At 63.0% G+C, this 15,299-nt stretch carries 12 protein-coding genes; all 12 read left to right on the plus strand.

The features are described from left to right. Window positions 1-65 precede the first annotated feature (65 nt). On the plus strand, window positions 66-587 hold the full coding sequence (tssB, locus tag OKW26_RS40895; protein ID WP_090804246.1) for a type VI secretion system contractile sheath small subunit: 522 nt from the start codon (window positions 66-68) through the stop codon (window positions 585-587). Window positions 588-595: 8 nt separating this feature from the next. Next, entirely contained in the window at window positions 596-2,089 is a 1,494-nt protein-coding gene (gene tssC, locus OKW26_RS40900) for a type VI secretion system contractile sheath large subunit (RefSeq protein WP_429357086.1), read from the plus strand. A gap of 112 nt (window positions 2,090-2,201) precedes the next feature. Beyond that, the gene (locus OKW26_RS40905) at window positions 2,202-2,705 is read left to right on the plus strand and encodes an Hcp family type VI secretion system effector (protein WP_090804249.1); all 504 of its coding nucleotides are present in this window, start codon (window positions 2,202-2,204) and stop codon (window positions 2,703-2,705) included. A 57-nt stretch (window positions 2,706-2,762) separates the two neighbouring features. Continuing rightward, on the plus strand, window positions 2,763-3,575 hold the full coding sequence (locus OKW26_RS40910) for a type VI secretion system accessory protein TagJ (RefSeq protein WP_429357087.1): 813 nt from the start codon (window positions 2,763-2,765) through the stop codon (window positions 3,573-3,575). A gap of 13 nt (window positions 3,576-3,588) precedes the next feature. Continuing rightward, complete coding sequence (gene tssE, locus OKW26_RS40915) at window positions 3,589-4,092, plus strand: type VI secretion system baseplate subunit TssE (RefSeq protein ID WP_429357088.1); 504 nt, start codon at window positions 3,589-3,591, stop codon at window positions 4,090-4,092. Window positions 4,093-4,097: 5 nt separating this feature from the next. Then, window positions 4,098-5,990, plus strand: a complete 1,893-nt coding sequence (tssF, locus tag OKW26_RS40920; RefSeq protein ID WP_429357089.1) for a type VI secretion system baseplate subunit TssF — start codon at window positions 4,098-4,100, stop codon at window positions 5,988-5,990. Further along, window positions 5,954-6,970, plus strand: coding sequence for a type VI secretion system baseplate subunit TssG (tssG, locus tag OKW26_RS40925; RefSeq protein WP_429357090.1), 1,017 nt, complete (start codon window positions 5,954-5,956; stop codon window positions 6,968-6,970). The genes tssF and tssG overlap by 37 nt, the downstream gene beginning before the upstream one ends. Before the next feature lie 84 nt (window positions 6,971-7,054). Continuing rightward, a complete protein-coding gene (gene tssH / locus OKW26_RS40930; protein ID WP_429357091.1) occupies window positions 7,055-9,859 on the plus strand; it encodes a type VI secretion system ATPase TssH in 2,805 nt (934 codons plus the stop codon). Between the two features lie 64 nt (window positions 9,860-9,923). Continuing rightward, window positions 9,924-10,928, plus strand: a complete 1,005-nt coding sequence (locus tag OKW26_RS40935; RefSeq protein ID WP_429357092.1) for a TcdA/TcdB catalytic glycosyltransferase domain-containing protein — start codon at window positions 9,924-9,926, stop codon at window positions 10,926-10,928. Window positions 10,929-11,225: 297 nt separating this feature from the next. After that, a complete protein-coding gene (tssI, locus tag OKW26_RS40940; protein ID WP_429357093.1) occupies window positions 11,226-13,112 on the plus strand; it encodes a type VI secretion system tip protein TssI/VgrG in 1,887 nt (628 codons plus the stop codon). Next, window positions 13,109-13,663, plus strand: a complete 555-nt coding sequence (locus OKW26_RS40945) for a DUF6931 family protein (protein WP_429357094.1) — start codon at window positions 13,109-13,111, stop codon at window positions 13,661-13,663. The genes tssI and OKW26_RS40945 overlap by 4 nt, the downstream gene beginning before the upstream one ends. Then, entirely contained in the window at window positions 13,660-15,255 is a 1,596-nt protein-coding gene (tagH, locus tag OKW26_RS40950; protein ID WP_429357095.1) for a type VI secretion system-associated FHA domain protein TagH, read from the plus strand. The genes OKW26_RS40945 and tagH overlap by 4 nt, the downstream gene beginning before the upstream one ends. Window positions 15,256-15,299 lie beyond the last annotated feature (44 nt).

The raw sequence follows: 15,299 nt of genomic DNA on the forward strand, positions 1-15,299 counted from the left end.
GTGCAGGCTCGTGAGACGCATCGCCGGATTCACGAAACCCTACGGATACCAGAGGAAATCAGCGCATGGCAACGAGACAGAGCAGTCAGAAATTCATCGCGCGCAATCGCGCGCCACGCGTACAGATCGAGTACGACGTGGAGCTGTACGGCGCGCAGAAAAAAGTGCAGATCCCGTTCGTGATGGGTGTGATGTCGGATCTGTCAGGCGCCAATGCCGGCGATCTTCCGCCGCTCGAAGCGCGCAAGGCGGTGGAAGTGGACGTCGATAACTTCGACAGCCGCATGCAGTCGATGAGGCCGCGGGTGAACTTCAGCGTGCCCAACACGCTGACGGGCGAAGGCAATCTGGCGGTCGATATCACCTTCGAAGGCATGGACGATTTTTCGCCCGCCGAAGTGGCGCGCAAGGTCGACTCGCTCGCGAAGCTGCTCGAGGCGCGCACGCAGCTCGCCAACCTCGGCACTTATCTCGATGGCAAGTCGGGCGCGGAGAAGCTGATCGCGCAGGCGATCAAGGATCCCGCCTTGCTGCAATCGCTGGGCGCGGCGCCGAAAGCCGCCGACACCGAACCCGCACAGGAGTGAGCGCGATCATGGAAAGCCAGAATCAGATCGAGCAAGGCGTCGAGGACTCATTGAGCGGCACCGATGATTTCGCCGCGCTGCTCAACAGGGAGTTCAAGCCGAAGAACGAGCGCGCGAAGCAGGAAGTCGAATCGGCCGTGCGTACGCTCGCTGTGCAGGTGCTGCAGGATTCGCACATCGTTTCGGATGACGTGACGCAAACCATCAACGCGTATGTCGCCGAGATCGACCGCAAGCTCAGCGAGCAGTTGAACCAGATCATGCACCACGCGGACTTTCAGAAGCTGGAAGGCGCGTGGCGAGGGCTGCACCATCTCGTTACCAACACCGAAACGGATCCGATGCTGAAGATCCGGGTGCTGAACATATCGAAGAAGGAACTCGCAAAAAATCTCAAGCGCTTCAAGGGCGTTGCGTGGGACCAGAGCCCTGTGTTCAAGCGCATCTATGAAGAAGAATATGGTCAGCTGGGCGGCGAACCGTATGGCTGCCTCATCGGCGATTACTACTTCGATCACGGTCCGCAGGACGTCGAACTGCTACGCGGCATTTCGCAGGTCGCCGCCGCCGCGCATGCGCCGTTCATCTCGGCGGCGGATTCGACGTTGCTTGGCATGGAAGGCTGGAACGAGCTGGCCAATCCGCGCGATCTGTCGATGATCTTCACGACGCCGGACTACGCGGGCTGGCGTTCGCTTCGCGAAATGGACGACGCGCGCTATCTCGCGCTGACGATGCCGCGCACGCTTGCACGCCTGCCGTACGGCGCGAAGACCGACCCAGTCGACGGGTTCGACTTCGAAGAAGACACCGAAGGCGCGGATTCATCGAAGTACACATGGCAGAACGCTGCGTATGCGATGGCGGTGAACATCAACCGTTCGTTCAAGTACTACGGATGGTGCACGCGGATTCGCGGCGTCGAGTCGGGAGGAGCGGTCGACAGTCTGCCGGTGCATACCTTCCCGAGCGACGACGGTGGCGTCGACATGAAGTGCCCGACCGAGATCGCGATCACCGATCGGCGCTCGGCCGAACTCGACAAGATGGGGTTGATGCCGCTCGTGCATCGCAAGAATTCGGACATCGCGGCATTCATCGGCGCGCAATCGGTCGCGAAGCCGGAAGAGTACGACGATCCGGCCGCCACGGCGAATTCGAATCTGTCGGCACGTTTGCCATACATGTTCGCGTGCTGCCGTTTCGCGCACTACCTCAAATGCATCGTGCGCGACAAGATCGGCTCATTCAGCACGCGCGAGCAGATGGAGAGCTGGCTGTCGAACTGGGTCATGAATTATGTCGATGGCGATCCGGTGAATTCCAGCGAGGAAACCAAGGCCCGCAAGCCGCTCGCTGCCGCGCAAGTCGTCGTCGAGGACGTCGAAGGCAATCCCGGCTACTACACGTCGAAGTTCTTCCTGAAGCCGCACTACCAGCTCGAAGGACTCACCGTATCGCTGCGGCTCGTATCGCGACTGCCTTCCGCGCAGGCGGCTTGAGGCTTTCTGCTGCATCTCACCTTGCAGGTAATCGTCCGGAGCGGCAGCGTTCCGGTCCTGATCGTTCGTCGCTACGGCGAGCGCACTCTTTGGCTCACAAATAGAGGTCACTATGGCATTCGACATGCACCTGAAATTCGGCTCCGGAGCGGTCACGATCCAGGGCGCTTCCAATCACTCGAAGCACAAGAACCAGGTTCCGATCATCGCGTGGTCGTGGGGCGCCAGCAATACCGGCAATCTGCACACGGGTGCGGGCTATGCATCGGGCGGCAAGGCCAACATTCAGGACATCACCGTCACGAAGTACATCGACAGTTGCTCGAACGCGTTGCTAAACGCTTGCTGCACGGGCGCGCGCGTCGACAACGCCTATCTGTACGTCACCAACGCAACGGGTCAGCAGACCGACTTCCTGACCATCGAGCTGAGCGAAGGGGTGCTGGTCACGTCGGTATCCACGGGCGGCAGCGGTGGCGACGAACGACTCACCGAGAACATCACGTTGCATTTCGGGAAGTTCAAGTACTCGTTCCAGCCGCAGGACGATGAAGGCAAGGCAAACGGCGGCACCAAGGATTTCACATTCGATATCCAGCAGGTCACCAAGCAGTAAGCAGGCGGCGATACCGGTCTTTTCGCCCGCTTTCTTTCATTGAATGGAGCACATCCAGTGACACTTTCTTCAGTCGATGTCAAACCTGAAAAGCTGCTCGCGGACGGTCACTTGAACGACGCGTTGCAAGCGTTGGCCGCGAACGTGAAAAACTCGCCGGCGGACGCGACGCTGCGCGTGTTTCTGTTTCAGTTGCTTGCGTTGCGGGGTGACTGGGAGCGTGCCGGAACCCAGTTGACCGTGGCGGGCGAACTGGAGCGACAAAACGCGTTGATGGTCGCAGCCTACCGCGCGGCACTGGTCGGCGAACGCGAACGCGAAGCCGTGCTGGCCGCCCTGCGTAACCCGGCAACGGTCGGCGAGCGGTCGGAATGGGAGCGCTTGCTGTTGCAGTCGCTGCAACAACTGTGCGGCGGACGGATCGCCGAAGCGCTCGCATTGCGCGCGCGAGCCTTCGACGAAGCGGAAACGGTGCGCGGCAGCATCGACGGCGTGCCGTTCAAATGGATCGCCGACGCAGACCCGCGTTTCGGGCCGTGCCTCGAAGTGATCCTGAAGGATAGCTATGCGTGGGTGCCGTTCTCGCGCGTCGCTGCGCTGTCTTTCGATGCGCCCACTGATCTGCGCGACAAGATCTGGGCGCCGGTGCGAATCACCTGGAAGAGCGGTGATGAGGCGATCGGCTTCGTGCCTTGCCGCTATTGCGGCAGCGAGCGAGGTGAAGACGTCGCGCTCGCGCTGGCAAAGCGTACGGCGTGGACCGATCTGGGCGACGGCTGTTTCATCGGCGTTGGTCAGCGCATGCTGATCACCGACGTCGACGAATATCCTTTGCTCGACGTGCGCTCGATCACGTTCGAAACAGCTTGAGGGGGCGCACGTCATGGCAGAACTGATGCCCCAGGAGCGTCTGCAGCCGTCGCTGCTCGATCGTCTCACCGATTTCGATCCTGCGCAGCGCGAGGAGAGCCGGGAGCAGCGCGTCATTACGGCCGCGCGTTTGCGCGAATACGTGACACGCGATATCGCGTGGCTGCTCAACTGCACGCGGCACTGGAGCAGCGACGAGCTGACCGGATTCGCGCAGGTGGGTAATTCCGTACTGAATTTCGGTATCCCCGATCTTGCGGGTGCGGCGTTGTCGGGTATCGATGCCGAGCTGTTGCAGGACCGGATCCGTTCGGCGCTGCTCGACTTCGAACCACGTCTGATCGCCAGCACTGTTCAGGTGAGCGTCGAGGTCGACGAAGCGCGCATGGGCAGCCGTTCGCTGCGTTTCCTGATCGAAGCCGACATGTGGGCGAACCCGATGCCGCTTTCTCTCTATCTTCGCACCGACGTCGATCTCGAGACCGGCGAGTTTCACGTGTCGCAACGCTTCGGCTGATCGTCATGGACCCACGACACTTGCGCTACTACAACCGTGAGCTGCAACACGTCCGCGAGATGGGAGCGGAGTTTGCGAGCGAGTATCCGAAGATTGCCGGCCGTCTCGGGATGGAAGGTCTCGATTGCGCCGACCCGTACGTCGAACGGTTGCTCGAAGGCTTCGCGTTTCTGGCGGCGCGCGTGCAAATGAAGCTTGATGCGCAGTATCCGGTGTTCACGCAGCATCTTCTGGAGATGATCTACCCGCATTACCTGACGCCGATTCCATCGATGGCGGTCGTGCAGTTGTATCCGGATCAAGCCGAAGACCTTCCTGCCACCGGACACCCGGTCGCGCGGCACACGGTGTTGCGCAGTCTCACCGGCTTCGGCGAGCGCACGGCGTGCGAATACCGCACCGCGCACGACGTGACGCTGTGGCCGCTCGCGATCACCGAGGCGAGATACCTGGACACACCCGCGGCGCTTGCCGCCGCTGACCTCGTGCCGCCGCCGTCGAAAGCCGGGCAGGTCCGCGCGGGTTTGCGCCTGAAGTTCGCAACCCTTTCCGGCGTGGCGGCGAACACGCTCGCGCTCGACAGCCTGCCGGTTTATCTCGCCGGCGCCGACGATCTGCCGCGATGGCTCTACGAGCAGCTGATGGCCAACCGCATCGGCTATACGGTGCGCGCAACCGCGCCGGATGGGCAAATCATCGAGACACAGCATGACGCGTCGGCGCTGCGCGCCAAAGGCTTCGACGAAGAGGACGCGATACTGCCCTACGGTGGCCGTTCGTTCAGCGGTTACCGGCTGTTGCAGGAGTATTTCGCGTGTCCGGAGCGTTTCCTGTTTGCCGAGTTCACGGAGCTGCGCCCGCTGCTCGCCCGTTCGCGGGGCAACGAGTTCGAGATCGTGGTGTGGCTCGAGCGCAGCGTGACGCGCCTGCACAACGCGATCGATGCAGGCAACTTCCGCCTGTTCTGCGCGCCGGCAATCAATCTGTTCGAGCGCCGCGCGGACCGTATTCATCTGCAGCAGGGCGACACCGAGTATCACGTGCTCGGCGACCACACCCGGCCGATGGATTTCGAAGTGCACAGCGTGCTGGAAGTGCAGGGCTACGGCGATCGCCAGGAGCCGGAGCAAAGCTTCCTGCCGTTCTACGACAGCACCGCTCGCACATGGCACGGCGGGCAGGCGGCCTTCTACACGCTGCGCCGCGAGCCGCGGCTGATCTCGAGCCGCCAGAAGCAACGCGGCGCACGCTCGAGCTACGTCGGCAGCGAAACGTTTATCGCGCTCGTGGATGCCAACGACGCGCCCTATGCGACCACGCTGCGCCAGTTAGGACTGCGGCTGCTGTGCACGAATCGCGATTTGCCGCTGCATATGCCGGTGGGCAAGTCGTACACCGATTTCACGCTCGATACCGACGCGCCCGTGGCGTCGATCCGCTGTGTGGCTGGACCGACCCGGCCACGCGCGCCGACCGCGACCGGCGAATCCGCGTGGCGGCTCATCAGCCACCTGCAGTTGAACTATCTGTCACTGCTCGACGAGGAAGGCGAAACGGGCGCGGCGGCGCTGCGCGAAATGCTCGGCCTGTATCACGACGAGTTCGACGCCGCGACGCGACGGCAGATCGAAGGCATCAAGCATGTCGCGGCGAAGCCCATCACGCGTCGCGTGCCGGTGCCCGGGCCGATCACGTATGGCCGCGGGCTCGAGATCACGCTGAGCTGCGACGATGCCGCTTTTGAAGGCAGCGGCGCATTTCTGCTCGCGTCGGTATTGCAACATTTCTTTGCGCGCTATGTCTCGCTGAATTCGTTCGCCGAGACGGTGTTGCGCACGCTCGAACGAAACGAGGTGGCCCGATGGCCCGCGAATCCCGGCAAGCGCCCGATCCTGTAGTGCTCGAAGCCGCGTTGCGCGCGAGCCCGGAAGATTTCGAGTTCTTCGAGGCCATGCGCCGTCTCGAATGCGGGTATCCGGAACGGCCGCGGTTCGGTCATTCGACCAGGCCGGCCGAAGATCCTGTGCGTCTCGCCCATGCCGCGGCACTGGAATTTCCGTCGCGCAGCATCGCGCGCTTCGAGGCGGGAAAGGCCGGCCGGCCGGCGCGGCTGGTTGGGCTGTTTCTCGGTCTGTTCGGACCGAACGGGCCGCTGCCGTTGCACCTCACCGAATACGCCGTCGATCGGGAGCGGAACGCGAAAGACCCGACGTTCGTCGCGTTTGCCGACGTGTTTCATCACCGGATGCTGAGCCTCTTCTATCGCGCGTGGGCCGATGCGCAGCCCACCGTGCAGCTGGACCGTCCGGAACAGGATCGGTTTCGCACCTATGTCGGCGCGCTGATCGGCATCGCCACGCCGCACCTCGACGGACGCGACGCGCTGCCCGATCAGTACAAGCGCTTTTTCGCCGGGCGTCTGGTGCCGCAAGCGCGCAATGCCGAAGGACTCAGGCGTTTTCTCGAGCACTTCTTCGGTGTGCCGGTGCGCGTGCTCGAGTTCGTCGCCGGGTGGATGCAATTGCCTCGGGACGCGCGTTTGCATATCGGCAAGAGCATGGCCTCGATGGGCCGCGACGCTTTGCTCGGCACGCATGTGCGCGGCGCGCAGCAGCGCTTCCGGCTGCGCGTCGGGCCGCTGACCCGCAAGGAGTTCAACCGTTTTTTGCCGGGCGGCGACACGCTCCCGCAACTGGTGGCGGCGGTCAAGTTGTATGTGGGCGAAGAGAAGGGCTGGGACGTGCAGCTCGTGCTGAAGAAAGAACAAGTGCCGCTGACGCATCTGGGTCAGGCGGCCCGCATGGGCTTCAACACGTGGATGGGCCGCTATCCGCAGCACAACGATGCCGACCAGGTCGTGTTGAGCCCGGCCGAGTGAAGTCCGGCGTACGCATGTCCGGGCATCTTTCAACTGAACTGGCGACTGCTTCGCGGCCGCCTCTGGTCATACAGGATTGGAATCATGGCTGAAATAAGTCGTGGCGCCTTGTTCGGCAAGCTCAACGCGCTGGCCTATCGGGGTATCGAAAGCGCTACCGTGTTCTGCAGGCTACGCGGCAACCCGTACGTCGAACTGGCGCACTGGATTCATCAGATCCTGCAGCTGCAGGATTCGGATCTGCATCGCATCGTCAGGCATTTCGGCCTGGATCCGTCGCACCTTGCACGCGACGTCACGGTCGCACTCGAACGTTTGCCGCGCGGCAGTACGAGCATCTCCGATCTGTCGGCCGAGGTGGAAGAAGCGGTCGAGCGCGGCTGGGTATTCGCTACGCTGCTGTTCGGCGAAGCCCAGGTGCGCACCGGCTATCTGATCGTCGGCCTGTTGCGTACGCGACACTTGCGCCACGCATTGCTCGATGTCTCGGGGGAATTCGACAAGCTACGCGCCGAGACGTTGGCCGACGACTTCGCCGGCATCGTCGAAGGCTCGCCGGAAGACGGCCAGCTTGCCACCGACGGGTTTCGTGCCGGCGCGGTTGCGTCCGGCGCGGTTGCGCCGGGCGAGAGCAGCGGTGCGATGGCGCCCGCGCAGATGGGCAGGCAACAGGCGTTGCAGCAGTTCACGGTCGATCTGACCGCGCAGGCGCGCGACGGCAAGATCGACCCGGTGGTCGGCCGCGACGCCGAGATTCGCCAATTGGTCGACGTACTGATGCGCCGGCGCCAGAACAACCCCATGCTGGTCGGCGAAGCGGGTGTCGGCAAGACGGCTGTGGTGGAGGGGTTCGCACTGCGCATTGCGCGTGCCGACGTGCCGCCGCCATTGCGCAACGTGCAGGTACGTGCGCTCGATATCGGCCTGTTGCAGGCCGGCGCGAGCATGAAGGGCGAGTTCGAAAACCGCCTGCGTCAGGTGATCGACGAAGTGCAGTCTTCGCGCAAGCCGATCGTCCTGTTCATCGACGAAGCGCATACGCTGGTGGGCGCGGGCGGTACGGCGGGCACCGGCGACGCGGCGAACCTGCTCAAGCCCGCGCTCGCGCGCGGCAATCTGCGCACGATCGGTGCGACCACCTGGGCCGAATACCGCAAGCACATCGAGAAGGATCCGGCGCTGACGCGACGTTTCCAGCCCGTGCAGGTGGACGAACCGAGCGAAGAGAAGGCCATCCTGATGATGCGCGGTACCGCGAGCGTGATGGAGCAGCATCATCGTGTGCAGATTCTCGACGAAGCGCTCGAAGCAGCCGTCAAGTTGTCGCATCGCTATATTCCCGCGCGTCAGTTGCCGGACAAGGCCGTGAGCCTGCTCGATACCGCGTGCGCGCGTGTCGCGATCAGCCAGCACGCGGTGCCGGCGAAAATCGACGACACACTCAAGCGGATCGAGGCGCTGGAAACCGAGCAGACGATCATCGCGCGCGAGAAAAGCGTCGGCATGGAGGTGGACGATCGCGAGTCGCTGGCTGCAGCGACGCTCGAAGCGGAACGGCTGCGTTTGCAGCAGTTCGAAGCCGCGTGGGACAACGAGAAATCGCTGGTCCAGCAGATTCTGGCGTTGCGCGCGCGGCTAGGAGGCGAGGCCGCGCCGGGCGAGAGCGCCGGCAGTGCGCGGGAACCGACTGCGCACGGCGACGCGAAGTCCGACGCATCGACCAACTCGTTCGCGCCGCCGGCGCTCGACGATGACACGAGGGCAGAGGTGCTTGCCGAGTTGAAACAACTGCAGGCGCAGCTCGCCGAGCGGCAGGGCGAAAACCCGCTGATCCTGGCGAATGTCGACTACCAGGCGGTCGCGTCGGTCGTCGCTGACTGGACCGGCATTCCGGTCGGGCGCATGGTCCGTAGCGAACTGCGGACCGTGATGAATCTCGCCGACCTGATGTGCGAGCGCGTCGTCGGTCAGGACCACGCGATGGAGATGATCGCCAGGCGCATCCAGACATCGCGCGCCGGTCTCGACAACCCCAACCGTCCGATCGGCGTGTTCATGCTCGCCGGCACGTCGGGCGTCGGCAAGACCGAGACCGCGCTGGCGCTCGCCGAGGCGCTGTACGGTGGCGAGCACAACCTGATCACGATCAACATGAGCGAGTTTCAGGAAGCGCACACGGTTTCGACGCTGAAGGGCGCGCCGCCAGGCTATGTCGGTTATGGCGAAGGCGGAGTGCTGACCGAGGCCGTGCGGCGTAAGCCGTATTCGGTGGTGCTGCTCGACGAAGTGGAGAAAGCGCATCCCGATGTCCACGAGATCTTCTTTCAGGTGTTCGACAAGGGCGTGATGGATGACGGTGAAGGCCGCTCGATCAATTTCAGGAACACCTTGATCCTGCTGACCACGAACGTCGGCACGGATCTGATCGCCGGCCTGTGCCAGGACCCGGAGCTGATGCCGGATGCGCAGGGCCTCGCCAAAGCGCTGCGCGAACCGTTGCTCGAGGTGTTTCCCCCCGCGCTGCTAGGCCGGCTCGTGCCGATTCCTTACTTCCCGCTCAGTGGCGCGATGCTCGCGAAGATCGTCAGACTGCAACTGGATCGCATCAAGCGGCGTATCGAGGATCGCTATCGCGTGCCGCTCGACTATGACGACGCCGTGGCGCAACTGGTCGTGAGTCGCTGCACGGAGAGCGAATCGGGTGGCCGGATGATCGATGCGATTCTGACCAACACGATGTTGCCTGCGATCAGCCGCGAGTTTCTCGCACGCATGATCGACGGCGTCGCGATCGAGCGGGTTGGCGTGAGCGTCGAGGACGGCGATTTTGCGTATCGCTTCGACGAGTGTGCGCCGCTCATCGCCGCTATTCCCGGCATTCCTGATTAGTGTGACCGGGGCGCCACATGCTGAGGCGGTCGAAAGAAATTGACCTTTACGAGGAGTTCAAAACGTGAAAGCTATTCCAAAGATAATTCATATTATCTGGATTGGCGGCGATATCCCGCAACGAAACCGCGATTGCATCATAACGTTTCCAAGGTTGAACCCCGATTGGGAGGTGAATCTCTGGATTGACGCCAATCAGTTACTGACAGGCGAACGTCGCCGCCAGATCAGCGTACAACACAATGCCAGCACTACTCCGAACCAATGGGATGAGGTAGCTCAACGTTTGGGTCAGGACGGGGGCGATTCGGCAACGATGAGATATCTGAATCAGTATCTGAACATGCGCGGCGAGGATTTGCGTGGAATGCGGGGCCGCCAGGTCAACTCGATCATAAACTTCTGCGAGCAGAACAGGCTCAAGCTGCGCGAGGTGCAGCATGATTTGAAGATGGGTAAGAACTCGACGATTTACCGACGCGAATTGGTCAATCGCGGAGCCAACTTCGGTTCGGCCAGCGATATTCTGCGAATCGAGATTCTTCTTCAGCATGGCGGTCTCTATGTCGATACCGACGTCAGCTGCGTCAGTCCCTTGGGGGAAATCATCTGCCACCAGTCTTACCCGCGATTCTCCGCCGTGCATCCCGCCTGGTATTACGGAATAAGCGAGAGCGACTGGGTGAATCCAAACTGGTGGGAACAGTACGTCAGAGGCGACCAGACGCCATCGATCAGCAACTCGATCATTGCGAGTCACGCTGGCAGCGGTGGCTTGAAGTCCTACAAATCGCTCATACACAGCAACTTCAGATCGATCAAGACCAGCAATGATCTGCGAACAGAATATATGAATGACGTCCGGACGAGCACGATCAGAATGACGGGACCAACGGCAGCAGCGCAGAGTTCAGGCTTCAAAAAGGTCCGGGACAAAATGTTCGAGGAGCAAGTCCGCTCTCAGACCTCGGGTCAGAAACTGCAGAACAATCTATTCATGCGAGATAACTGGTACTTCCCCATGCACAAGGTCAGGGACGGTTACTTTCACGATTGGCTTGGCGTATGAGTTCTTCGAACGAATCCGGGATCACGTCAATATCGGGTTGATCCATAACACGCAGGACGACCTATATCAAATTCATTTGCGCCATGGCGAAGGAATAGATCGCGTGGGCCGGGTGTTCTGTTTGCCAAAGGGCGTACTAATCGCGCCGGGAGATGGAGCGGTGCCAGCAGGCAAAAACCGTCAACCTGGAGGCGTCCGGTTCGCAACAGCGGCGCCGATACCGGTTCGATCACCGCGCTGCGGCTTTCCGTCCAGTACGACTTACCCGCAACGTAAAGAAGGTTCGCAGATCACGTCATGGCCCACGCAATCACACTCACTTCCAGTCTCGGCAGCAGTCTCCTGTTCGCAAACATGACCGCGACCGAGTCGCTCGGTCGGCTGTTTTCATATCGGCTCGAAGCGATCAGCAAGAACGCGGAAGTCGATCTGCGTTCGCTGCTGGGCACGCCGATGACGGTGAAGCTTGTCACGCCGCAAGGCTATACGCGCTACTTCAACGCGATTGTCCGCGAAGGCGAGCAAGGCGGCTTCGTCAACATCGACAACGTGCGCTATGCGGTCTACACGTTCACGCTCGTGCCGAAACCGTGGTTAGCGACGCGCAGACGCGACTGCCGCATCTATCGAAGCATGAGTGTGCCGCAGATCGTCCAGTCGGTACTTGGCGACATCGGCTATAGCGATCTGAAGGTGAGCCTCAGCGGTAGCTATCCGCCGCGCGACTATTGCGTGCAGTACCGCGAAAGCGACTTCGACTTCGTCAGCCGGCTGATGGAGCAGGAAGGCATCTACTACTTCTTCACGCATACGCAGAGCACGCACACGATGGTGCTCGCCGATGCGCTCGGCGCGCACTCGAGCGTGGCTGGCTTCGAGCAGATTCCCTATGCGCCGCCGATCGGGCGGGGCAAGCGCATGAAGGCGTCGATCAGCGACTGGGCGACCTCTCGCGCGGTCAACGCGACGAAGGTGCAGCTCGACGACTACGACTATCTGAAGCCGAAAGCATCGCTGCTTGCCACCGAAGAGCTGACCGACATGGAGGACGCGCACAACGTGAGCGGCCTCGACATCTACGACTATGCGTACGACTACGTTGGCTACGACGAGCGTCTGTCGGACGGCCAGCGCTACGCGCAGGTGCGCGCGGATGCGTTGAATGTGCCGCTCGCGATGAGCGCCGGCCACACCGACGCCTGTGGTCTCGCCACGGGTGCGCTGTTCAGGCTCAAGGACTTTCCGCTTGCCGACGCGAATCACGAATACCTCGTGATCGACGCGGTGACGCGCCTCGTCGAGCCGGACTACTCGGCGGGCGGCGGTGGAGACGATGGCGAGGCGCCGTTCAGGTGCGGCTTCAAGGCGATCCGCAGCCGCCAGCTGTTTCGCACGATGCCGACGACGCCGCGTCCGGTGATCGCCGGCCTGCAGACGGCGGTGGTGTACGGCGATACGCCCGAAGACATCGCCGTCGACAAATACGGCCGCGTGCAGGTCACGTTCTTCTGGAATCGTCAGGGCAAACCGAACGCGCGGAACTCGTGCCCGGTGCGGGTCGCGCAGATGTGGGCCGGCAAGCGCTGGGGCGCGCAGTTCATCCCGCGCGTCGGACAGGAAGTGGTGGTCAGCTTTCTCGACGGCAATCCGGACCGGCCGCTGATCATCGGCAGTGTCTACAACGCCGACAACATGCCGCCGTACAACCTGCCGGACAACAAGACCCAAAGCGGTGTGAAAAGCCGCAGCCACGAAGGTGGCGGTAGTGACGACTACAACGAGATCCGCTTCGAAGACCGGGTGGGCAGCGAGCAGGTGCTGATTCACGCGCAAAGGGATCTGCGCGAAGAGTCGGAGCACGACCACTATGTACAGGTCGCGCGCAACTACACGCTGACGGCGGGCAACCAGATCAGGCTGGTCACCGGACTTGCCAGCATCACGATGAACAGCACCGGCGAGATCGCGATTCAAGGCACCAGCATCTCGCTTAACGGAGAGATGAACGTGACGATGGCATCGGGCCTTGCGATGGAGATCAACTCGAAAGCGAATCTGAACATGAGTTCGATCGCGGCGATGGAAATCCTGTCCGAGGCCGATTGCCTCGTGCAGTCCACCAACCTGCAGTTGATCGGGACCGCGACGGCGGTACTGGGCGGCGCGGCTCCGATGATCTTATGAGCACGCCGTCGATTTTCGAAGCAGCGCGCCAGATGCGGCTTTCCACGCGCGCGCAAGCGTGCCTGCGGCCGTCGATGGCGGCGCGTTCGGCGGTGCAGACATTGCTCGACGCCGGACATTCAGCCGATGCGTTGAGCCTGCTTGGTCGTCTTCTGCCGCGCCGTTATGCGGTGGCGTGGGCGTGCCAGTGCTGCCGCCGTCAGACGCTCGACGAACACGACCGCGCAGGTCTCGAACTCGCGGAAGCGTGGGTGCGCGATCCCATGGAAGCGCAACGCGCCGCGGCGCTCGCGTTCGCGAAGACGCATCGCTACCGGACGATCGGCGCATGGACGGCTGCCGCCGCAGGTTGGTCGGGCGGCAACCTGAATCCGCAGCACGAGCGGCCGACGCCGCCGCCGGAGCATCTGACGGCGATCGCGGCGACGGCCGCGGTGAGCTACATGGCCGCGCTGGTGCCCGCGCGGTTCGATGCACGCCGTGCCGCGTTCGTGCGCGATGCGCTGGGCCTGCTGAGTGTTCCTGAAGGTAGCGATGGAGGTATGCAATGAGCGCCGCGCAGAGGCTGATTCTCTCGATAGAAGGCGAGGGGACCGGCGGCTTCGACGCAAGCCGCGAGCAGGTGTTCGACTGCCGCGATGGGAGCATCGGCCGTTCCGACGAGTGCGACTGGGTGCTGGGCACGGAAGGCGTGTCGCGTCTGCACGCGCTGGTGCGCTACCTGAACGGCATGTATTTCATCGAGGACCGCAGCACGAACGGCATGTCGCTGAACGGCGCGCCACTGCGAAAAGGCGATCCGGCCGCCCTGAAGCAAGGAGACCGCTTGCAGATCGACACGTTCGATGTCAGCGTGCGCTTGAGCGGCAACGGTGCGACCGAACCGAACCCGCGGGCCGGTTCTGTCGATCCGGGGCGCACCGCGTCTTTCGTTGCTGCCGCGCCGGCCCCTGCCTGCGCACCGGCGCCTGCGCCTGCGCAAAACAGGGGTCCGCTGGACCTGAGCCTGCTGCTCGCGCCACGGCGCGCCACCCCGGCGCAGGAGCATGCGGGCGAGGCCGAAGGCCTGATTCCGGGCGTCGCCGATGGATCGGCGCCGGGCGCGAGCCTCGATCCACTCGCGTTGTTCGATGTGCCATCGTCCTACGCCGACGAACCGCTGCCTCGCGTATCGTCCGCGCCCGGTTGGAACCACACGCCTGCGGCGGCCGACCGCTTCCGGCCGCCGCAGGCCGAGGCGGCACGGCTTGGCGGGCCCGTGCTCCCGGAAGACTGGGACGCGAGCGCGAGCCTGGTCGCCGCGCGTTCCGGGCAGGGGCGGCTCGAACCTTCTGAAGATGTGTCCATGACGACTGGCGGGATCCCGGCGCTTGTGCCCGCACCGTCGCCGCGACAGCAACGCTGGTCGGGAGATCTGACCGGACCATTCGCGGTTGCGCCAACGCACGCATCGACGCCGACGCAGGTGCCGCCGCAAAATCAAACGCAGTCGGAAACGCCGATGCATTCGCACGCGTCGCCGGACACAACACCCGTCGTGATCGCTGCGGCAGTTGCATCGCCGGCAGTGCGTGCGGTTCCGACCGCTCCGCTCGCCTCTGCCGCCCCGTCGCCCGCCGGCGAAGACGCTCCCGAATTGATGGAAATGTTCCACCTTGCCGTCGACGCGATGATGGACGTGCTACGCGCGCGCGCCGAACTGAAGAACAGCTTCCGGCTGCCCGCGACGTTGATCCAGCGTTCCGAAAACAACCCGTTGAAGTTCGCGCCGACCGCGCAGGAAGCCGTCATGAGGCTGCTCGCGCCGCCCGATGGCGGCTTCCTCCGCGGCAACGCCGCGCTGAACGATGCCGCCGACGACATCCGCAATCACCAGATGGCGATGCTTGCTGGCGTGCGTTCCGCGTTCCAGTCGCTGCTCGCGTATTTCGATCCGGCGAGGATCGAACGGGAAGCCGAAGGCAGCGTGCGCCGTTTGCCGCTCGGTGGCCGGCCGCGTCACTGGGAGCGCTACAAGGAACAGTTCGAAGAAGTCACGAGCAATCCCGATGAATGCTTCAGGCGGCTTTTCGGCGATGAATTCGCGCGCGCCTACGAAGAACAGCTCGGACGCCTGAAAAGGCGGCGCAACGAGCCAACGTAACCAGCCAACGCGACCCGCCGGCGTAACGCGGTGCGGCGAGGCCC

This window comes from Paraburkholderia sp. 32 (assembly GCF_050435345.1).
GTDB classification, from domain to species: domain Bacteria; phylum Pseudomonadota; class Gammaproteobacteria; order Burkholderiales; family Burkholderiaceae; genus Paraburkholderia; species Paraburkholderia tuberum.

Bases quoted from the DNA above. Each gene is read 5' to 3' on its own strand.
- tssI (WP_429357093.1), top strand. From the start codon at position 11,226: ATGGCCCACGCAATCACACTCACTTCCAGTCTCGGCAGCAGTCTCCTG.
- tssC (WP_429357086.1), top strand. From the start codon at position 596: ATGGAAAGCCAGAATCAGATCGAGCAAGGCGTCGAGGACTCATTGAGC.
- tssH (WP_429357091.1), top strand. From the start codon at position 7,055: ATGGCTGAAATAAGTCGTGGCGCCTTGTTCGGCAAGCTCAACGCGCTG.
- tssG (WP_429357090.1), top strand. From the start codon at position 5,954: ATGGCCCGCGAATCCCGGCAAGCGCCCGATCCTGTAGTGCTCGAAGCC.
- tssB (WP_090804246.1), top strand. From the start codon at position 66: ATGGCAACGAGACAGAGCAGTCAGAAATTCATCGCGCGCAATCGCGCG.
- tssF (WP_429357089.1), top strand. From the start codon at position 4,098: ATGGACCCACGACACTTGCGCTACTACAACCGTGAGCTGCAACACGTC.
- tagH (WP_429357095.1), top strand. From the start codon at position 13,660: ATGAGCGCCGCGCAGAGGCTGATTCTCTCGATAGAAGGCGAGGGGACC.
- OKW26_RS40905 (WP_090804249.1), top strand. From the start codon at position 2,202: ATGGCATTCGACATGCACCTGAAATTCGGCTCCGGAGCGGTCACGATC.
- tssE (WP_429357088.1), top strand. From the start codon at position 3,589: ATGGCAGAACTGATGCCCCAGGAGCGTCTGCAGCCGTCGCTGCTCGAT.
- OKW26_RS40945 (WP_429357094.1), top strand. From the start codon at position 13,109: ATGAGCACGCCGTCGATTTTCGAAGCAGCGCGCCAGATGCGGCTTTCC.